This is a genomic window from Virgisporangium aliadipatigenens, from assembly GCF_016863615.1.
Classification (GTDB): Bacteria; Actinomycetota; Actinomycetes; order Mycobacteriales; family Micromonosporaceae; genus Virgisporangium; species Virgisporangium aliadipatigenens.
The window spans coordinates 189,973-207,313 of sequence record NZ_BOPF01000021.1 but is presented as its reverse complement, the minus strand read 5'-3'; the positions used below and the strand labels follow the sequence as shown (position 1 = coordinate 207,313).

17 protein-coding genes are annotated in these 17,341 nt (G+C 71.8%); 6 read left to right on the top strand and 11 right to left on the bottom strand.

The window, feature by feature from the left end:
* Positions 1-199: 199 nt before the first annotated feature.
* From Val02_RS27595 to Val02_RS27565, 7 genes are all read right to left on the bottom strand, one after another.
* Complete coding sequence (locus Val02_RS27595; protein WP_203902122.1) at positions 200-1,516, bottom strand: NAD(P)/FAD-dependent oxidoreductase; 1,317 nt, start codon at positions 1,514-1,516, stop codon at positions 200-202.
* A gap of 3 nt (positions 1,517-1,519) precedes the next feature.
* On the bottom strand, positions 1,520-2,362 hold the full coding sequence (locus Val02_RS27590; protein ID WP_203902121.1) for a ferredoxin: 843 nt from the start codon (positions 2,360-2,362) through the stop codon (positions 1,520-1,522).
* Positions 2,363-2,432: 70 nt separating this feature from the next.
* The gene (locus Val02_RS27585; RefSeq protein ID WP_203902120.1) at positions 2,433-3,143 is read right to left on the bottom strand and encodes a DUF4142 domain-containing protein; all 711 of its coding nucleotides are present in this window, start codon (positions 3,141-3,143) and stop codon (positions 2,433-2,435) included.
* Positions 3,140-3,322, bottom strand: coding sequence for a hypothetical protein (locus Val02_RS27580; RefSeq protein ID WP_203902119.1), 183 nt, complete (start codon positions 3,320-3,322; stop codon positions 3,140-3,142). The genes Val02_RS27585 and Val02_RS27580 overlap by 4 nt, the downstream gene beginning before the upstream one ends.
* A complete protein-coding gene (locus Val02_RS27575) occupies positions 3,319-3,807 on the bottom strand; it encodes a sigma-70 family RNA polymerase sigma factor (RefSeq protein WP_275415620.1) in 489 nt (162 codons plus the stop codon). Before Val02_RS27575 ends, Val02_RS27580 begins: the two co-directional genes overlap by 4 nt.
* 353 nt (positions 3,808-4,160) lie before the next feature.
* A complete protein-coding gene (locus tag Val02_RS27570) occupies positions 4,161-4,832 on the bottom strand; it encodes a hypothetical protein (RefSeq protein ID WP_203902118.1) in 672 nt (223 codons plus the stop codon).
* 154 nt (positions 4,833-4,986) lie between these two features.
* Complete coding sequence (locus Val02_RS27565) at positions 4,987-7,023, bottom strand: ATP-dependent DNA helicase (protein ID WP_373317955.1); 2,037 nt, start codon at positions 7,021-7,023, stop codon at positions 4,987-4,989.
* A gap of 102 nt (positions 7,024-7,125) precedes the next feature.
* Between Val02_RS27565 and Val02_RS27560 the strand changes: the two genes are divergently transcribed.
* Entirely contained in the window at positions 7,126-7,626 is a 501-nt protein-coding gene (locus Val02_RS27560) for a DUF402 domain-containing protein (protein ID WP_203902117.1), read from the top strand.
* Here Val02_RS27560 and sigJ read toward each other — a convergent pair.
* Entirely contained in the window at positions 7,619-8,530 is a 912-nt protein-coding gene (gene sigJ, locus Val02_RS27555; protein WP_203902116.1) for an RNA polymerase sigma factor SigJ, read from the bottom strand. The two genes, Val02_RS27560 and sigJ, sit on opposite strands and share 8 nt — an antisense overlap.
* An 84-nt stretch (positions 8,531-8,614) precedes the next feature.
* On the opposite strand from sigJ, the gene Val02_RS27550 reads away from it, so the two are divergent.
* Genes Val02_RS27550 through Val02_RS27540 form a run of 3 tightly spaced genes read left to right on the top strand, consistent with a single transcriptional unit; the run spans position 8,615 to position 11,162 of the window.
* Positions 8,615-9,520: a PI-PLC domain-containing protein gene (locus Val02_RS27550; protein ID WP_203902115.1), complete on the top strand. Its 906-nt coding sequence runs from the start codon at positions 8,615-8,617 to the stop codon at positions 9,518-9,520.
* An 11-nt stretch (positions 9,521-9,531) separates the two neighbouring features.
* Positions 9,532-10,158: a DUF47 domain-containing protein gene (locus Val02_RS27545; protein WP_203902114.1), complete on the top strand. Its 627-nt coding sequence runs from the start codon at positions 9,532-9,534 to the stop codon at positions 10,156-10,158.
* Entirely contained in the window at positions 10,155-11,162 is a 1,008-nt protein-coding gene (locus Val02_RS27540) for an inorganic phosphate transporter (RefSeq protein ID WP_203902113.1), read from the top strand. The genes Val02_RS27545 and Val02_RS27540 overlap by 4 nt, the downstream gene beginning before the upstream one ends.
* Here the strand turns inward: Val02_RS27540 and Val02_RS27535 are convergent.
* Entirely contained in the window at positions 11,132-11,677 is a 546-nt protein-coding gene (locus tag Val02_RS27535) for a hypothetical protein (RefSeq protein WP_203902112.1), read from the bottom strand. The two genes, Val02_RS27540 and Val02_RS27535, sit on opposite strands and share 31 nt — an antisense overlap.
* Complete coding sequence (locus Val02_RS27530; RefSeq protein ID WP_203902111.1) at positions 11,674-12,654, bottom strand: Gfo/Idh/MocA family protein; 981 nt, start codon at positions 12,652-12,654, stop codon at positions 11,674-11,676. The genes Val02_RS27535 and Val02_RS27530 overlap by 4 nt, the downstream gene beginning before the upstream one ends.
* Before the next feature lie 113 nt (positions 12,655-12,767).
* On the opposite strand from Val02_RS27530, the gene Val02_RS27525 reads away from it, so the two are divergent.
* Positions 12,768-13,388, top strand: coding sequence for a helix-turn-helix transcriptional regulator (locus Val02_RS27525; RefSeq protein ID WP_239153368.1), 621 nt, complete (start codon positions 12,768-12,770; stop codon positions 13,386-13,388).
* On the opposite strand, the gene Val02_RS27520 is transcribed toward Val02_RS27525, so the two are convergent.
* Positions 13,385-16,165 carry an AfsR/SARP family transcriptional regulator gene (locus Val02_RS27520; protein ID WP_203902110.1) on the bottom strand — a complete coding sequence of 927 codons (2,781 nt, stop codon included), beginning with the start codon at positions 16,163-16,165 and terminating at the stop codon, positions 13,385-13,387. The two genes, Val02_RS27525 and Val02_RS27520, sit on opposite strands and share 4 nt — an antisense overlap.
* 303 nt (positions 16,166-16,468) lie before the next feature.
* Between Val02_RS27520 and Val02_RS27515 the strand changes: the two genes are divergently transcribed.
* Positions 16,469-17,314: an NUDIX hydrolase gene (locus tag Val02_RS27515; RefSeq protein WP_203902109.1), complete on the top strand. Its 846-nt coding sequence runs from the start codon at positions 16,469-16,471 to the stop codon at positions 17,312-17,314.
* Positions 17,315-17,341 lie beyond the last annotated feature (27 nt).

Genomic DNA, 17,341 nt, shown 5'->3' with positions numbered 1-17,341 from the left:
ACCGCGCCCGCACGCGGACGTGGCAGCGCAGCGAAGCGGAGCGGTCCGGCCCGGGAGGCAACGGTCGCGCCCCCGACGGCCCGCGTAAATAGAAGTCCGTAAGAAAAGGAAGTGCCCCGCCCCTCAGCGGATCCGGAGTGACCGGCCGAATCCGTAAGAGGGGCGGGGCTTTTACCTGTGCTGCGGGAGGGGACGCCGGCTAACCGACAGCGGCAAGATAGTTGTCGCGTCGGAGCCGCTCCCGCGGCACCGCGGCAGGCACCGGGGCCGGAAGGACAGCGGGCTTGTCCATCAGCATCATGCGCGCGATGGCCGTGAACGGCCGCGGCGCGTTGACCGCCACCGCCCCGATCAGCCGACCGTTGCGCGTGTACTCGGCGAGCACGCCCGACATGGCCGGGTCCTTGCGGCCCGGACGCAGCTCGTTGATCTGCACCTCCGCGTTGTTGTCCAGCTCGCCGACCACCTCGATGCGCAGCCCCAACTGGTGCGTCCAGTAGCGGGGCAGGATCGAGCAGGCCTCGGCCGGGCGGCCGTTGGCGAGCAGCGTCCGCGCGGCGTGCATGCCCTGCTCCACCGCGGCGATCCACTGGCCGAACCGCATCGGCTTGCCGGGCTGGCGGGCGTTGGGCCAGCGGGCCAGCGAACCGCAGGCGACGACGCCCTCGACGACGTTGCCGTTCTGGTCGAGGACGCGCAGCGCCTCGTCGCAGAGCACACCGTCGCTGATGTCGATGCCGGTGTCCGCCAGCCAGTCGAGGTCCGGCCGTTCACCCATCGAACCGACCACCAGGTCGGCCGTGACGATCGAGTTGTCCTTGAGCGTCAGGTGCCACTTGTCCCGGTACTTCTCCAGGCCGAGAACGCGGCCGCCGGTCGCCAGCTGGATGCCGTTGCGCTGGTGCGACGCCGCCACCATGTGCCCGACGACGCTGCCGACCGCACGCCCCATGACGAACGGCCGCGGCTCGATGATGACCGACTTGCGGGCCAGGTCCTTGACCGCGCAGGCCACCTCGCAGCCCGTCACACCGCCGCCGACGACCGCCACCTTGCGGGCGCCGCGCAACGCCTTACGCAGCGCCCACGCGGCCGGCAGGCTGGAGAGGCAGTGCAGGCCCTCCTCGTCCGGCCAGTCCGCGGGCAGCATCGCCCGGCAGCCGCTGGCGATGATCAGCCCGTCGAAGTAGACCCGCTCGCCGGTGTGCGCCTCGACGAAGCGCTGCTTGAGGTCGCAGGAGACCGCCCGGCGGCCGATCCGCCAGATGATGTCCAGGTCCTCGTCGAGCGCGGAGATGACGTCGCTGGGCCGCTTGTGCCCGGTCAGGATCCCCTTCGACAGCGCCGGCCGGTCGTAGTGGCCCTCGGGCTCGTCGCCCATGACGACGAGTTCGCCGTAGAAGCCGTTGCGGCGCAGTTCGCGGGCCGCCGCCATACCGGAGGCGCCGCTGCCGACGATGAGGATCCGGTCACGCACGCCGAAGTCCCGGTACTCGCGAAAGAGGTTGCGGGCCATCAGTTAGCGCCTCCCGTTGGTGCGAATGCGACTGAACTCGTTGGTCGGGTAGTTGCCGTTGGTCTGCGGCGCCGGGGCGGCCGCCTGCTCCTGCATGGCCGCCCGCAGGCCGGACATGCCGACGCTGGCGGACGTGCCCATCTCGATGGAGATGGCGCGGGCCGGGCAGGCCCGCACGGCCGCCACGGCGGCGTCGACCTGGTTGTCGGCCACGACGGTCTGGTACGCCAGCTGCCCGTCGCCGCGCAGCTGGAAGACCTCGGGAGCCTCCTGTTCACAGAACCCGAAGCGGGCGCAGACGATCGGGTCCACCTGGACGGTGGTCAGCTTGCCGCGCAGGCGGGTGGTGAACTTGTCGGCCATCCCCTCCTTGTCCTCCTTGCTGGCCGTGCCCGTCATCCAGAGGCCGACCATGATCAGCCACGGGATGAGCACGATCACCGTGATGACCGGGCCGCCGGTCTCCGAACCGGAGATCAGGATGTGGCCGGTCGCCAGCGTGTAGGCCGCGTACGCCAGCGAGTGCAGCGCCCGCCAGCGGTGGAACCCCATGAGCTTCTGCATCGTCATGGAGATCGCCAGCGCCGTCATGATCTCCAGTGCGATCACGCCGACACCGATGCCGAACGGGTCGACCGCGTTGGTGAACGGCACGACGACGTCGATCAGGTGCACCGTCTTGTCCGCCGGGGCGAGCTGCGCGAAGCCGTGCACGATGCCCAGCGTCAGCCCGATGAGCGCCATGCTCCCGTGCAGCGCCAGCAGGCTGCTGTGCTTCATGGAGGTCATGGTCCAGCCGCGGGCCAGCGAGAGACCGAGGATGATCGCCAGCCACAGGAAAAACATCGACGCGAAACCGACAGCGGCCGCGATGGTGTGAATCGGATCAATAACCATGGTTGAGCCAGTCCTCCGGTCAGACGGCGCGGAGTGCCCGGGTGACACTCGCGACGCCGATCGCGCCCGCGACAGCGAGCAGCGCGGCCAGGAACAAGGGTTGCTTCTTCTCGGCGGCACGGAGGTTTCCGATGGCCACCACCGGCGGCGGAAGCGCGTCGTAACGCACGTCGCCGGTGCTCTCGAGAAGAGACATGTGCCGGTGCACGAAGATCTCGCACTGCTTCGCGAACGCCCGCATCAGCGCGTTGCGGGTGCTGGCCCGGGTCTGCGCGATGGCCGAGTAGACGGCGCCGTGCGCGTACCGCAGGTTCTGCGCGAACGCGTCGTCGAACGCCGGACCCGTCTTGCGGGTCAGCTCGTCGACCCAGAGCTGCTGCTGAGCGGTCATCTCGTTGGGCAGCGGAACACCCAGCTTCGCCGCGACCCTGCGGACATCGTCGTCCAGCGTGGCGTGGTCGGCGGCGATCAGGCGGCCGACCTCCTTGGTGCGCGGGTTGGTGCCCTTCTGCGCGGCGAGCTGCCCCGCCGGGATCTCCCACAGGCCGGCCTGGCGAACCTTCTCCAGGAAGACCTTGTCGGAGTCCATCAGCGGGCCGCTGGTGTCGTTCGGCAGCAGGAACGGCGCCGGAGCGGGATCGTCCCCGGGAGCAGCCTGCGCCGGCGTCCCACCGATCAGCAGAGCGAACATGATGCCGAGCCCGGCGAGAGCGAACAGACGGCGGGTCACGACACCCCCTCGGGAGTTCCCATGGTCAGCAGATAGATCATCTGGGACAGCCAGGCCAGATCGTCCAGGCACGCCCCGCAGGTGCGCAGGTGACACTCGAAGTGTTCGGCTTCCTCGACGGCCAGTGAACCGATGGCGTACGCCGCCACGTCCACGTGCGGCGCCAACTCCACGCTCATCGGGCCACTTCCACACCCTGCTGTTCGAGCGCGGTCTTCAGCACCCGCAGCGCGCGGTAGACCCGGGACTTGATCGTCCCGACCGGCACGTTCAGCGCGGCGGCGGTCTCCTCGCCGTTGCCGCCCCGGAAGTACATCTCGAACAGCACCTCGCGGTGCGGGTGGCCGATCGACTTGAGCGCGTTCTGCACCGCCACCACCGAGGCGACCCGCTCCAGCTCGTCCGGGGCCGGAACGGTCGCCAGGACCGCCTCGTCGACCTCGGTCGGCCGGGCCTTCCGCCGGCGGTGGTTGTCGATGACGATGCGCCGGGCGACGGCGACGAGCCAGGGACGCAGCGACGTCCCGGCGTCGGTGTTGAGCTTGTCCGCGTGCTTCCACGCACGCACGAGCGTCTCCTGCACGACGTCCTCCGCGCGCTGCCGGTCTCCACCGGTCAGGCCGAGCGTGAACGCCAGCAACGGGCCGCTGTGCTCCTCGTACAGGCTCCGGATCAGCTCTTCGGTGTCACGCGACTGGGGGGTCCGCGCGTCAGAAGAGGTGTGGGACTCGGAGGCGGTACGGGGACGCGAGTTCGTGGACTTGCTCTGGAGCGGGGTCCCTTCCGTGATGTTCCGACGCGCGACAACCGGGGTTTCGACTTCGCACGCGGCGCTGGATGAGACCGGCATGTTCGTCCTCCCATCCTGGACGTGAATATTTCGTTCCAGACACAAGTACGCGCTCTCGGGACGTGAGTGGGGACTGCTGTACCGGACTTAAGGCGAATAAAAGCGCTCCGAACGAAAGCGGCCCGACTCCCGGAGGAGTCGAGCCGCTGCGTATCTTGCTTGCTAACTCACTGTGAGGGCGGAACGGCCCCGGCGGGGAGGCAGCTGAGGTTGCGCGCTCCGGTCGGTGCGATCACGTACCAGACGTTGCCGACGGCCTGCCCCTTCCACTTCCCGGCCGTCTCGTCGGCCGCGAAGCGGTACAGCGGCCAGCCGCCGATGGTGAGCTGCTCGCCACCGTCCTTTCGCTTCACGGTGCCGAGCTTCGAAGCATCGATGCCCGTGGCGGTGAAGCCCTCACCCTTGAGAACCGGCGGCCACTTCGTGGCGCAGTCGCCGTCGCAGTTGGTGGTCGGCGGGTTGGCCACGTCCTGGTCGAACCGGTACATCGTCCAGCCCTTGTCGTCCTGGACGACCGTGCCCATCTTGGGGATCTCCTTGGCCACCAGCTTGGTGGTCTTGTAGCCCACCGGCTCCGCGGCCGGGGCGGCCGGAGCGGTAGTGCCGGTCCCCCCGGGAGCGGCGGGCGGCGCGGCGGGCTCGGTCGCCGGGTTCGTCGCCGGGGCGGTGGTGGCATTCTGCGCGGGCGCCTGGGCGGCCGGTGCGTTGTTGCTCGCCGGCGAGGCGTTGCCGGACCCGTCGTCCAGCCGCGTGTGAATGAGCCACGCGGCGAGCGCGATGGCCGCCAGCAGTACCACGACCGCGTAGCTTCTGCGAAGGGCTACGCCGCTTCCAATCATTGCCTTCTCCTTGGGCTCGGGTCTCCGGCTCCGATTCCGCCCATGCCAAGTAGCAGCCTGTTTGGGCTGCTCACGGTATGTCTGGCGAGATCTTGTCCGGACGTCCGGTCACAGGGAAGTACGCAGGATCAGCGAAAGTGGTTCACGGGTGTTGTCAAGACTTGCTGAGCCGGGTCAATGCCGCCCGGACCACCTCGGGTTTGGTCGTGTACCAGAGCGGCGGCAGGGAGTCCCTTAAGAAAGACGCATAGCCGCGTGGGGTGGCGAGCCGGGAGTCCAGGACCGCGACCGCCCCCTTGTCCCCGTGGGAACGGATCAGCCGGCCCACGCCCTGCGCCAGCCGCACCGCGGCGATCGGCACGCTGACCGACGCGAAGCCCGAGCCGCCCGACGCGTCCACCGCCGCCGCCCGGGCCGCCGCGAGCGGCTCGTCCGGTCGGGGGAACGGCAGCCGGTCGATCACGACGAGCTGACAGGCCTCGCCGGGAACGTCCACGCCCTGCCACAGCGACATGACGCCGAACAGGCAGGTGGCCCGCTCCTCGCGGAACCGGCGCACCAGGATGGGCAGCGCCTCCTCCCCCTGGAGCAGCACGGTCAGGTCGGTGCGCGCCCGCACCACCTCCGCCGCGCGTTCGGCCGCCCGGCGCGAGGAGAACAGCCCGAGCGTGGCCCCGCCGAGCGCCTTCACCAGGTCGACCAGCTCGTCGGCCGCCCCGTCGGGCAACCCGGAGGCGGCCGGCCGGGGCAGGTGCGCGGCGACGTAGAGGATGCCCTGCTTGCGATAGGCGAACGGCGAACCGACGTCCAGCGACGTCCAGGGCTGCTTCTCGCCGCCGTCGTTCTTGGTCTCCAGCCCGAGCCCCTTCGCGACCACGTCGAACCGGCCGCCCAGGGTCAGGGTGGCGGAGGTCGCCACCACGGTCCGCTCGTCGTAGAGCCGGTTGGCCAGCGTGCCCGCCACCGACAGCGGCGCCACCACCAGCGAACGCCGCCCGCCCCGCCCCACGGCCGACGGGCTGCCGGAGATCCACGCCACGTCGTGCGGCGACTCGGTCAGCAGCCGCTGCGCCGTCGCGCTCAACTCCGTCAGGCTGACCTTGACCTGCTGCTTGCGCACCGGGTCGGAGTCGTCGGCCCGCACCTCGCCGATCCGCTCCAACGCGCGGCGGGCGGCGGCGTCCAGCAGCGTCAACGGCTCCCGCAGAACGGCCGGCAACCCGTTGGTCAGCCGCCCCTCCGGCGCCTCGACCAGGGCCGTGCCCAGCGCCTCGCCGGTCTGGCTCAACGAGTCGGCGTCCTCGGTGTCGACCAGCGTGCGGGCCCGGCGGGCGACCCGGTCCACCACGTCCGGCGCCAGCTCGGCCTGTGCCGCACCGGAGACCCGGTCGGCCAGCTCGTGCGCCTCGTCGATGATCAGCAGGCTGTGCGGCGGGATGATGTTGCGCTCGCCCAGCATGTCGAACGCCAGCAGCGAATGGTTGGTCACCACGATGTCGGCCGCCCGGGCGCGCACCCGCGACGCCTCGGCGAAGCACTCGGTGCCGTAGGGGCAGCGCGACGCGCCGACGCACTCCCGGGCCGGCATCGACACCTGCCGCCACGCGGTCTCGTCGACCCCCGGGTCCAACTCGTCGCGGTCGCCGGTGTCGGACTCCAACGCCCAGTCCTGCAGCCGCTGGATCTGCTTGCCCAGCCGGCCCGCCTCGCCCAGCCACTTGGTGCCGCCCGAGGAACCCGTCTCGAAGAGCGCGTCGTCGGGCTCCTCCTCGGAGCTGGACTCCAGCTTGGCCAGGCACGCGTAGTGGTGGCGCCCCTTCAGCACCGCGAACGTCGGCCGCCGCCCCAGCAGCTTGTGCGTCGCCTCGGCGAGCCGCGGCAGGTCGTGCTCGACCAGCTGGTTCTGCAGAGCGAGCGTGGCGGTGGAGACCACCACCGGCCCGTCCACCAGCAGCGCCGGCACCAGGTAGGCGAGCGACTTGCCGGTGCCGGTGCCGGCCTGCACCAGCAGATGGTCGCCCGACTCGGCGGCGGCGTGCACGGCCTCGGCCATGGCGCGCTGGCCCGGGCGCTCGGCACCACCGGGCACCGCGCCGACCGCGGCGGCCAGCAGCTCCTCCACGGATGGCCGGCCCTTGCCGTCGCGGGCGGCGGGAGCGGAGTTGCGGGTGTCGGTGGGGGCGGCGGTCACGGAGATGCACGGTACCGGGAGGGGCCGACGAAAACCCGTTCGTCCACAGGCGACATGAGTTATCCACAGGCGCGACACGCGTCCGTCCGACAGGATGTGTCGATGGATCGGGTCAGGGTGGTGTTCCGCAAGTACGACGGGTCGTTGCACTGGAACCAGTACGGGCTTCTGCTCGGCGAGGACGAGCACGGCGTGTGGGTGGGCTGCCGGGCCGACACCCCGCTCTGGAAGGGCGAGGTCGAGCGGGAGACGGCCGAGGCCGCGTACGTGATCCTGCTGCCCCGGGACGCCTGGTGGACGGCGACGTTCAACGCCGCGCCGCACAAGACGGAGATCTACTGCGACATCAGCACCGTGCCCGGCTGGCCCACCCCGCGGGAGGTCACGATGATCGACCTCGACCTGGACGTGCGCCGCCGGCGGGCCGGTGAGACGGAGCTGCTCGACGAGGACGAGTTCGCGGAGCACCGGGTGCGCTACGACTATCCCGACGAGGTCGTCGCGGCGGCGCAGGAGGCCGCCCGGTGGCTGCTCACCCGGGTGCGGGAGCGGGTGGAGCCGTTCGGGGAGGGGTACCTGCCCTGGCTCGCGATGGTCAGCTGACGAACACGTTGCGGGCCGGGTCCGGCTCCGGAACGGCGGTCAGCTTCGCCGGGTTCACCTGGTCCAGGACCGCTGTCACGCGGCCGTCCTCGATGCCCAGCGCCATGACGACGAGCTGATCCTCGACGCGCACCGACAGCCCGAGCGAACCGTTGACGAGCACCACCTCGGCGACCGCGTCCCGCTTGGCGATCTGCCGGAAGATCCCGCACATGAAGCGGGCCACCTGCAGCGCACCCGTGACCGGCTTGCCGCCCGCGGGTACCACGCCGCCGCCGTCACCGATCGCCACGACGTCGGGCGCCAGCAGGTCCATCAGGCGCTGCACGTCGCCGCCCTGCGCCGCCTTGAGGAACGCGTGCAGGACGCGTTCCTGCTCGGCGCGGGTGGCGGAGTGGCGCATGGGCCCCTCGGCGACCGCCCGCCGGGCCCGGGACGCCAGCTGCCGTGCCGCCGCCGCGGTGGTGCCGAGCGCCTCGGCGACCTCGTCGAACGGCACCGCGAAGACGTCGTGCAGCACGAACGCGGCGCGCTGCTCCGGCGTGAGGCGTTCGAGAACGGTCAGCAGCGCGAGGCTCACCTCCGCCGCACGGCTCACGTGGATCGCCGGATCGCCGCCGCGCGCCGGGTCGGTCGGGTCGGGGAGGCGTTCGACGACCGGCTCCGGCAGCCACTGCCCCACGTACGCCTCCCGCCGAACGCGCGCCGAGCGCAGCACGTCGATGCAGATCCGGCCGGTCGTGGTGGTGAGCCAGGCGCGCACGTCGCGGATGGTCGAGCGGTCGGCCGTGGCGTAGCGCAGGTAGGCCTCCTGGACCGCGTCCTCGGCATCGCCGCGGGTACCGAGCATCCGGTACGCGACGGCCGTCAGGTGGTCCCGGTGCTGTTCGAAGTCCTCGGTCATGCATCCCCCCGCTGCCAGGACGACGCGAGCCCCGACTTTGTGACAATGCCCTCGATAATTCGGACTTTACGGCACAATTAACATATGTCAGGGCTTATGGTCGCGGGCGCCCTCGCCGGACTCGCCAGCATCGGTGCCACCACGGCCGCCGCGACCACCGTCGTACGGCGCGAGCGTACGTTCCTGCCCAGGGGGCACGCCGCACGGGTCGACACCCGGCGCGATCCGGTCGACGTGGCGCTGCGGTACGGCTGCGCGGGGCTGACCGTCGGCATCGCCGTCGACGCGCAGCGGCGGGTGGTGCTCGCCGGCCCCTCCGGGCGGTTCCTGCGCCAGCACGTTCTGGAACCGCTGGCCGAACGGGTCCGCCGGCGCGGCCGGGTGCACGCCGCCCAGCACGAGGCGTTCGGCGTGGTGCTGGAGGCCGACCCGAACGCCGGCGCCGACCTGCTCGACCGGCTGGAGGACGCCCTCGTCCCGTACGCGGACCTGCTCAGCGCCGTCACCGGCGGGGCGCTGCGGCACGGCCACGTCCAGATCATGCTCGCGGGCGCGCACCGCCGGGCCCTGGAGGCCCGCGCCGACCGGCTCTTCTTCGCCGAGGGAACGCTCAACGACGTCGGCCGCGACGTGCCCACCGACGTCGTGCCGGTGGTCGCCGAGCACGTGGCGTGGCGGATCGGCTGGGACGGCCGGGGCGAGATCGCCGCCGAGGAACGCTACCTGTTGCGCAGCCTGATGCGGGCCGCACACCTGGAGGGCAAGCGGGTGCGCTTCTACGGCGTGCCCACCGGCCACCGCATCCGCCGCGCCTTCTGGACTGAACTTCATTCAGCCGGCGCCGACCTCATCAGCGCCGAAAATCTGGGCGCTTTGCGCCGCTTCCTGCGGGGACGGCATGCCCACCGGACCACATACGGACCGGCCCCCGGGCAGCTCTGGTTACCAGAACGTAAAGTGAGGGCGAATGATCGTCCCGCTCGCCGCTAAGGTAGCCCGCCGTGCGCTTCTCACTCCGTCCTCAGGACAGTGTGTTCTACGAGTACTTCACCAAAGCAGCGGAGAATTTGGTGCGCGGCACCGAGCTGCTGATCGAGCTGTCGGTGCCCAACGCCGACGTGCAGTCGGTCAGTGAGCGGCTGGTCGAGGTCGAACACGACAGCGACGCCATCACGCACGAGTTGTACAACCGGATCAACTCCACGTTCATCACGCCGTTCGACCGGGAGGACATCTACCGGCTCGGGTCGCAACTCGACGACGTGATGGACCACCTCGAAGCCGTGGGCAGTCTTCTCTACCTCTACGGCCTCACCAGCCTCCCGTCGCTGCCGCGCGAGATGCACGACCTCGTGGCGATCCTCGACCAGCAGGCGCGGCTGACCGCCGAGTCGCTGCCCCGGCTCAAGGCGATGAAGGACCTCAAGGAGTACTGGGTCGAGTGCAACCGCCTGGAGAACGAGGGCGACCGCGCCTACCGCATGCTGCTGGTGCGGCTCTTCTCCGGCGAGTACGACGCGCTCACGGTCATGAAGATGAAGGAGGTGGCCGACGAGCTGGAGGCCGCCTGCGACGCCTTCGAGCACGTCTCCAACACGGTTGAGACGATCGCGGTCAAGGAATCGTGAGCACCGAGCTGATCGCCGTTCTCGCGGTGGTCCTGGTGGCGATGGCGTTCGACTACACCAACGGCTTCCACGACGCCGCCAACGCGATCGCCACCTCCGTCTCCACCCGGGCCCTGACGCCGCGCGCCGCCCTGGCGCTCGCCGCCGTCGGCAACCTCATCGGCGCCTACCTCGGCCAGGACGTCGCGAAGACCGTCGGCGAGGGGCTGATCACCCCGCCCGGCGGCGTCTCCGGGCTCGGCGTGATCTTCGCCGGCGTCGTGGGCGCCATCGCCTGGAACCTCACCACCTGGTACTTCGGGCTGCCGTCCTCGTCGTCGCACGCGCTTTTCGGCGGGCTCGTCGGTGCGGTGCTCTTCGCCAGCGGCGGTTCGGTGCACTGGGACGTCATCGTCAGCAAGGTGCTGATCCCCATGGTGCTCTCGCCCATGGTCGGCCTGATCCTCGGCTACGTCGTGATGCTGGCCATCATGTGGATCTTCCGGCGGGGCAACCCGTCCAAGCTGCACCGCGGCTTCCGGACGGCGCAGAGCATCTCGGCGTTCATGATGGCGCTCGGGCACGGCATGCAGGACGCCGCCAAGACCATGGGCATCGTGGTGCTTGCCCTGTACACCGGCGGGTTCCAGGAGAGTCGCACGCACATTCCGGTGTGGGTCTTCCTCACCTCGGCGGCGGTCCTGGCCGCGGGCACCTACGCGGGCGGCTGGCGGATCATCCGCACGCTCGGGCGCAAGGTGATCGACCTCGGGCCGGCCGAGGGGTTCGCGGCGGAGACCGTCGCCAGTTCGGTGCTGTACTTCAACTCGCTGGTGCTGCACGCGCCGATCTCGACCACGCACACGATCACCTCGGCGATCATGGGCGTCGGGGCCACGAAGCGGCTCAAGGCCGTGCGCTGGGCGGTCGCCCAGAGCATCGTGGGCGCGTGGATCATGACGTTCCCGGCCGCCGCCGCGATCTCGGTCGTGATCTACATCGCGGTCCGACCGCTCTTCGGATAGGCATTCGGGGGAACGCCACCCGCGTACGCGCCGTAGCGGCTGTTGCGCAGGATCGTGGTGAGCTGCGTCGACGCGGCGCGCAGCTGGTCCAGCGCGTCGGCGAGCATGGGATCGGACTCGGCCACCCCGTCCGGCCGGTCCCGCCACGCCGCCAGCAGCTGCACCAGCGCGGTCAGCGCCGTGGTGGTCGTGTCGGCGACGGGGTGCCGGCGCTCGTGCAGGGTCACGTCGCGGGCCCACTCGAGCCGGGCGACCTGGAGGTCCACCAGCGCCGAGCCGTCGGCGAGCGCCGCGTCGGCCGTCCGGTGCAGCGCCACCCGGTCCTCCGCGGACAGGTCGGCGGCGCGCTCGGCCCGCTGCAGGTGCGCGACCGTGCCGGCGGCCAGGTGCGCCAGCAACTCGGCGCGGCGCACCTCGTCGGGACTGTCCCGCAGCAGCGCGAGCGGGTCACCGGCCACGCCGAGCGCGGCCATCGCCCGCAGGAGATCGCCCACGTCGGGGAGGGGCGGGGTCATGCGTCGTACGTTAGTCCAATCTCGGCGCGCACCCGATCCAGCGTCGTCATCACGGCGAGCGTCTCGGCGTGCGGCACGAGCGGGCTCTCCAGCAGCCCCGCGCGCAGGCAGCGCTGCACCTCGGCGGCCTCGAAGTGGTAGCCGTTGCCCTCGTGCGGCAGGTCGAACGTCTCCGGCTCGCCGTCGCCGCGGCGCAGCACCAGGCCGCGCGGCATGAAGAAGTCCCGGGCGAACTCGATCCGGCCGGCCGTCCCGGTCACCGCGGCCGTGCGCGGCGTGTCACCCACGAACGAGCAGGTCAGCGACGCGAGCGCGCCCGACTCGTAGCCCAGGATGATCGCCGTGTTGCGATCCACCCCGGTCGGGCCGAGATCCGCCCACGCGCGCACGTGATCGGGTGCCCCGAGGAACAGGTGCGCCATCGTGATCGGGTAGACCCCCAGGTCCAGCAGCGCGCCGCCGGCCAGTTCCTTGGCGTTGAGCCGGTGGGTCGGATCATCCGGGCCGACGAAGCCGAAGTCGGCGTGCACACCGGTCACGCGGCCGATCGCGCCGTCGGCGACCAGTTCCAGCGCCTTGGCCACGGCCGGGAAGCACCGGGTCCACATGGCCTCCATGAAGAAGACGCCGGCCCGGCCCGCCTCGGCGATCAGCGCGCTCGCGCCGGCCCGGTCGATCGTCACCGGCTTCTCCGTCAGGGCGGGCTTGCCGGCGCGCAGGCAGGCGAGGGTCGCCTCGTGGTGGGCCGAGTGCGGGGTCGCGACGTAGATCACATCGACCTCGGGGTCCTCGGCCAGCTCCTGCCAGCTGCCGTGCGCCCGCGGGATCCCGTGCGTGTCGGCGAACCGGCGCGCCGACTCCGCGGTGCGCGAACCCACCGCCACCACCTCGGCGTCGGGCAGCAGCCGCAGGTCGTTGACGAACTGGACGGCGATCCCGCCGGTGGCCAGGATTCCCCACTTCACGGTGCTCGACATGCCGGCACCTTAACCGATCAACCCCTGGTCGATGCCTGCGCGTTGGGGCACCGGCGACTTCCCGTTGAGTACGCGTTGAGCGGGCGGTGAGGGCTGCCCGGCAGGCTGCTCACATGGACCAGATAACGGTGTACGTCCATGCGGACGACGCGATCCTGCAAGCCGGACTCGCCAGCCAGCTGCGGCCCCGCCCCGAGGTGCGCGTGGTCGAGGCGGCCGAGGCCGAACGGGCACAGGTTGCCCTGGTGGTCAGCGACCGGGTGAGCGAACCCGCGCTGCGCCTCATCCGCACGCTCCAGCGCAACGGCACCCGCCTCGTGCTCGTGGTCGCCGAACTCGACGACGCCGACCTGGTGGCCGCCGTGGAGGCGGGTGTGGCCGGCGTCGTCCGGCGCACCGAGGCCTCCCCGGAACGCCTCATCGGCGTCGTGCGTTCGGCCGCCGCCGGCGAGGGCGCGCTGCCGCCGGACCTGCTCGGCCGGCTGCTCAACCAGGTCGGCAAGCTGCAGCGGCAGGTGCTGTGGCCGCGCGGCCTCACGTTCGGCGGGCTCGCCGACCGCGAGATCGAGGTGCTGCGGCTCGTCGCCGACGGGCTCGACACCGCGGAGATCGCTGCCAAACTGTCCTACTCCCAGCGCACGATCAAGAACATCCTGCACGACGTGACGAGCCGGCTGCACCTGCGCAACCGCTCGCACGCCGTCGCCTACGCCCTCCGGCAGGGCCTGATCTAGGTCCGGTTCTCTCCGCCGTTGACGCCGCTGACGTGTCCCACCGTCGCGGCGTCGAGCCCCAGGTCCGTGAGCATCGCGGCATATCGCTTGCGGACCTGCGCAGCCTTCGCCGGCGCGCCCGCGCGTTCGTAGCCCTCGAGCAGCACCTGCCAGGCCTTGTCGTCGGTCCGGTCCAGCGACAGGGAGTGCTCGGCCGCGGTGATCGCCTCGCCGACGTGGCCGCGGGCCAGTTCGGCCTCCGCCAGTGCGCGGCTGGCCTCGGTGGCCTGCCGGTCGACCTGCTCCCGCGCCGCGACCGCCCACTCGGCCGGCCCCTCCTCTGGTAGCAGTTCCGCCCCGTACGCCGCCAGGGCCTCGCGCAACGTCGCGATCTCCGCCGCCCGGTCCGGGCCGCCCCGCAGCCGCCGCCAGCGGCCAACCGCGTCGTGGAACGCCACCACGTCGCAGTACCCGCCCGGTGGCAGCGCCAGCCCGTAGGAGCCGCCGGAGCGCACCAGCAGCGACGGGCGTCCCGGCCCGGTGGCCCGGTCGAGCAGCCCGCGCAGCGCGGAGATGGTCACCTGGAGGTTGCGCGTGGCGGCCGCCGGTGTCAGGTCCGGCCAGAGCGCCTCGATCAGCACCTCCCGGTGCACCTGCTGGCCGGCGTGCGTCGCGAGGAGCCGCAGCGCGCTGCGGGCCCGGGCCCGCACCCCGGACAGGTCCACCGGCCGCCCGTCGATCTCCAGCCGGAAGCTGCCGAAGCAGGTGATGTCGAGCCAGCGCGCGGCGGGCGTGTGCGGGACCTGCGCGCTCGGCCGGCGGGGGATCAGCGCCTGCGCCGTCGCCACCTCGTAGCGTTCCAGCACGCAGCTCATCACGGCCTTCGCCGCCGGAACGCCCGCCGCGTCGGCCGCCTCGAACAGCTCGCGCACCCGTTCCACGGAGTCGGGGGCCTGCTCGGCGACGCTCGCCAGCGAGAGGCTCACCCGCGCCCACGCCTGCATCACCGGGGCGTTGAGCTCCTCGCAGCGTTGGAGGAGCTGCAGCGCGGCGGCGGTGGTGAGCCGGCCGACCCGTCGGTCGTGCAGCAGCCCCAGTGACTGGGCGACGGCCGCGCCCCACCTGTCGCCGCGCCGGTCGCACTCGTCGGCCACCGTGCTCGCCTCGGCGCCGAGCACCGGATCGCCGGAGAGGCCGGTGGCGGCCCGGGCCACCCGGCTCAGCCACGGCCAGCCCGCCGCGTCCGCCTCGTCGGCCAGCTGCACCAGGTCGAGCGTGCACTGGGCGCGCAGCTGCGGGTCGGGGCCGTGCATCACCTGGATGGCGGCGCGGGTGACCCGCAGCGCCAGCCCGGCGAACGAGTCGTCCGGCCAGGTCGCCGTCATCGGCCGGCTCGCGCGGCGCATCGCGCTGGACGTGTCGCCGGCCAGGAAGTCGGCGAGGATGCGCACCAGCTCGCCCTCGGGGCCGGTGAGCACCGCCGCCTCGACGCCGACCTCGTGCGGGTGCGCGAGGGTGAGCGCGCGCACCCACGAGGCCCAGTGGGTGCGCCCGGGCGGCGGCTCGGGCATGAAGATCGCGGCGAGCTGGCGTTCGTGCTGGGAGGCGCGGCCGGCGTCGTCGCCGAACAGCTCCGCCGCGCGCAGCAGCCCGTCCCGGGCCGCCTCCAGCTGGCCGTCGTACAGCCGCCGCTTGGCCTCCGCGTAGGCGAGCCACGGGTCCTCGGCGAGCAGCCAGGCCGGCAGCAGGTCGGCGAGCGGCTCCTCGGGCGTCTCGGCGACCTCCGCGCCGAGCGTGGACAGGAGCGTGCCGACGCCGCGCCAGTCGCCGGCCCGGGCGAAGCTGCGCGCCGCCTCGGCGTGGGCCGGCTCGGCCACGAGCAGCTGCGCGGCGCGGTGGTGCCAGGCGCGCGCCTGCTGCTCACCCAGGTCGTCGACGAGCGCGGCGAGCAGGTGCGAACGCAGCACCTGGTGGTACTGGTACTCGCCGGCGTCGGAGGTGACCGGCAGCGCGTGGTGGCTGCTCAGTTCGTCGAGCACGCGGGCGCTGCCGGTGGTGGCGAGCAGCCGGTCGCAGCGGCTCGCGGTCACCACGTCGAACACGCTCGTGCGCACCAGGAACTCGCGCAGTTCCGGCCGCAGCTCGGCGAGAACGGTCCGGGCGAGATAGCCGCGGGTCAGGTCCCACCGCTCGGACAGGGCCGCCACGGCGCGCTGCCGGGCCTGCAACGGCCGCCCACGCGTCGACACGTGGAACATCGCCAGCCCGGCCGCCCAGCCGCCGGTGCGCCGGGTCAGCAGGGCCGCGTCGTCCGGCGGAAGCGCTTCTCCGTACACGTCGGCGAGGAGGCGTTCGACCTCCCAGGGGCGGAAGCGCAGCTGCTCCGGGCCCAGCACCTCGAAGTAGCCGGCGACCTCGTGGCGCAGCAGGCTGTGCGCCGGCAGCTGACGGCCGGCCAGCAGGACGTACGTGTTGTCCGGCGTGAACGACGCCAGCTCCGCGAGAATCGTCTCGTCCGGGGTGCCGAGCGCGTGGTGCGCGTTGTCGATCACCAGGAGCAGGTCTCCGGAGTCGGCGGCGAGCGCCTTGGACACCGCGGCGGCGATCAGCTCGGTGAGCCGTCCCTCGGCCGCGTCGGCCGGGGCGATGCTGAGCCAGGCGACCGGACCGGTGTGCCGGTGCGCCGCCTGCGCGAGCAGCGTGGTCTTGCCGAAGCCGGCCGGAGCGGCGATCACCGCGAGGCCCGCGCCCCGGGAACGATCCAGGCGCGCGAGGAGTCGGGGTCGGATGAGGCCCAATCGTTGAGTGGGCACCGTAGTAGCGGTCCGTGACGGAGGGCGCCCCGCCACGATCATGCCGTCGATATTCATGATGTCCTCGAAACCACGAAGGTGGGGTGGCCGGTCCTGTCCCGAGGTATTCGGAGCAGACCCGGCGCTGGCTTCTGTGATGACTGAAATCGATAGTAGTAAACCGCGGCACGCCGTTACAGGGCTGCTTCTGTTACTTCCTGGGAACACGCTGAAGCGCCTGAGCTGCGGCTTAGGGGAACCTGAAGTCTGAGTTATCGATGCCTGCGATCACGGGCGTACCCTCGCCTGATGGACAGCGCCCGCACGAACGCTTTTCGTGTTCCTTCCGCGTTACTGAGCGCCGCGCGCGCGTTCGCGGAGGCGGGTCGCGAACCCGTCGAACCGCGCCTCGCGAGCACGGTCGTACTGATGCGTCCGATTAATAGGGACGCGCGGAACGACTTCGAGGTGTATGCGTTGCGCCGCGTCGCGACGATGGCGTTCGCCGCGGGGATGTACGTCTTCCCGGGCGGCGGCGTCGACCCGCGGGACGCGACTGCGGAGATCGGCTGGGCCGGCCCGACGCCCGCCGAGTGGGCCGAACGGCTGGACCTGCCGGAGGCGCAGGCGCGGGCCGTGGTGTGCGCGGCCGTGCGGGAGGTGTTCGAGGAGTCCGGCGTGCTGCTGGCCGGCCCGGATGCCGCGACGGTCGTCGGCGACGTGAGCGGGGCCGAGTGGGAGGCCGCCCGCGTCGCGCTCGTCGGCCGCGAACTGAGCCTGGCCGAGTTCCTCGCCGCGCGGGGGCTGGCGCTGCGCGGCGACCTGCTCGCCCCGTGGGCCCGTTGGGTGACGCCGGAGTTCGAGCCGCGCCGCTTCGACACGTACTTCTTCCTCGCGCGCCTGCCCGAACGGCAACGCACCCGGGACGTCGGCGGGGAGGCGGCACTCGTGCGCTGGGCCACCCCGGCCGAGCTCGCCGAGGAACGCCCGATGCTGCCGCCGACCGAGATCACGCTGCGGCAGCTGGCCCAGTTCGACCGGATAGACGATGCCCTCGACGCGGCGGGAGGCCGCCGACCGCCGACGGTGCGTCCCTGGGTGGATCTCAGTGACCCGGACGACCCGCGCTTCATCGCCCCGGACATTTCCGGCTAACGGTGACTAATCGTCCCTTTTAAGCTA

Excerpts from the sequence above, each read along its gene's own strand:
- Val02_RS27525 (WP_239153368.1), top strand. The coding sequence starts at position 12,768 with ATGGACCAGATAACGGTGTACGTCCATGCGGACGACGCGATCCTGCAA.
- Val02_RS27560 (WP_203902117.1), top strand. The coding sequence starts at position 7,126 with ATGGATCGGGTCAGGGTGGTGTTCCGCAAGTACGACGGGTCGTTGCAC.
- Val02_RS27590 (WP_203902121.1), bottom strand. The coding sequence starts at position 2,362 with ATGTTTTTCCTGTGGCTGGCGATCATCCTCGGTCTCTCGCTGGCCCGC.
- Val02_RS27595 (WP_203902122.1), bottom strand. The coding sequence starts at position 1,516 with ATGGCCCGCAACCTCTTTCGCGAGTACCGGGACTTCGGCGTGCGTGAC.
- Val02_RS27515 (WP_203902109.1), top strand. The coding sequence starts at position 16,469 with ATGGACAGCGCCCGCACGAACGCTTTTCGTGTTCCTTCCGCGTTACTG.
- Val02_RS27530 (WP_203902111.1), bottom strand. The coding sequence starts at position 12,654 with ATGTCGAGCACCGTGAAGTGGGGAATCCTGGCCACCGGCGGGATCGCC.
- Val02_RS27570 (WP_203902118.1), bottom strand. The coding sequence starts at position 4,832 with ATGATTGGAAGCGGCGTAGCCCTTCGCAGAAGCTACGCGGTCGTGGTA.
- Val02_RS27580 (WP_203902119.1), bottom strand. The coding sequence starts at position 3,322 with ATGAGCGTGGAGTTGGCGCCGCACGTGGACGTGGCGGCGTACGCCATC.
- Val02_RS27535 (WP_203902112.1), bottom strand. The coding sequence starts at position 11,677 with ATGACCCCGCCCCTCCCCGACGTGGGCGATCTCCTGCGGGCGATGGCC.
- sigJ (WP_203902116.1), bottom strand. The coding sequence starts at position 8,530 with ATGACCGAGGACTTCGAACAGCACCGGGACCACCTGACGGCCGTCGCG.
- Val02_RS27550 (WP_203902115.1), top strand. The coding sequence starts at position 8,615 with ATGTCAGGGCTTATGGTCGCGGGCGCCCTCGCCGGACTCGCCAGCATC.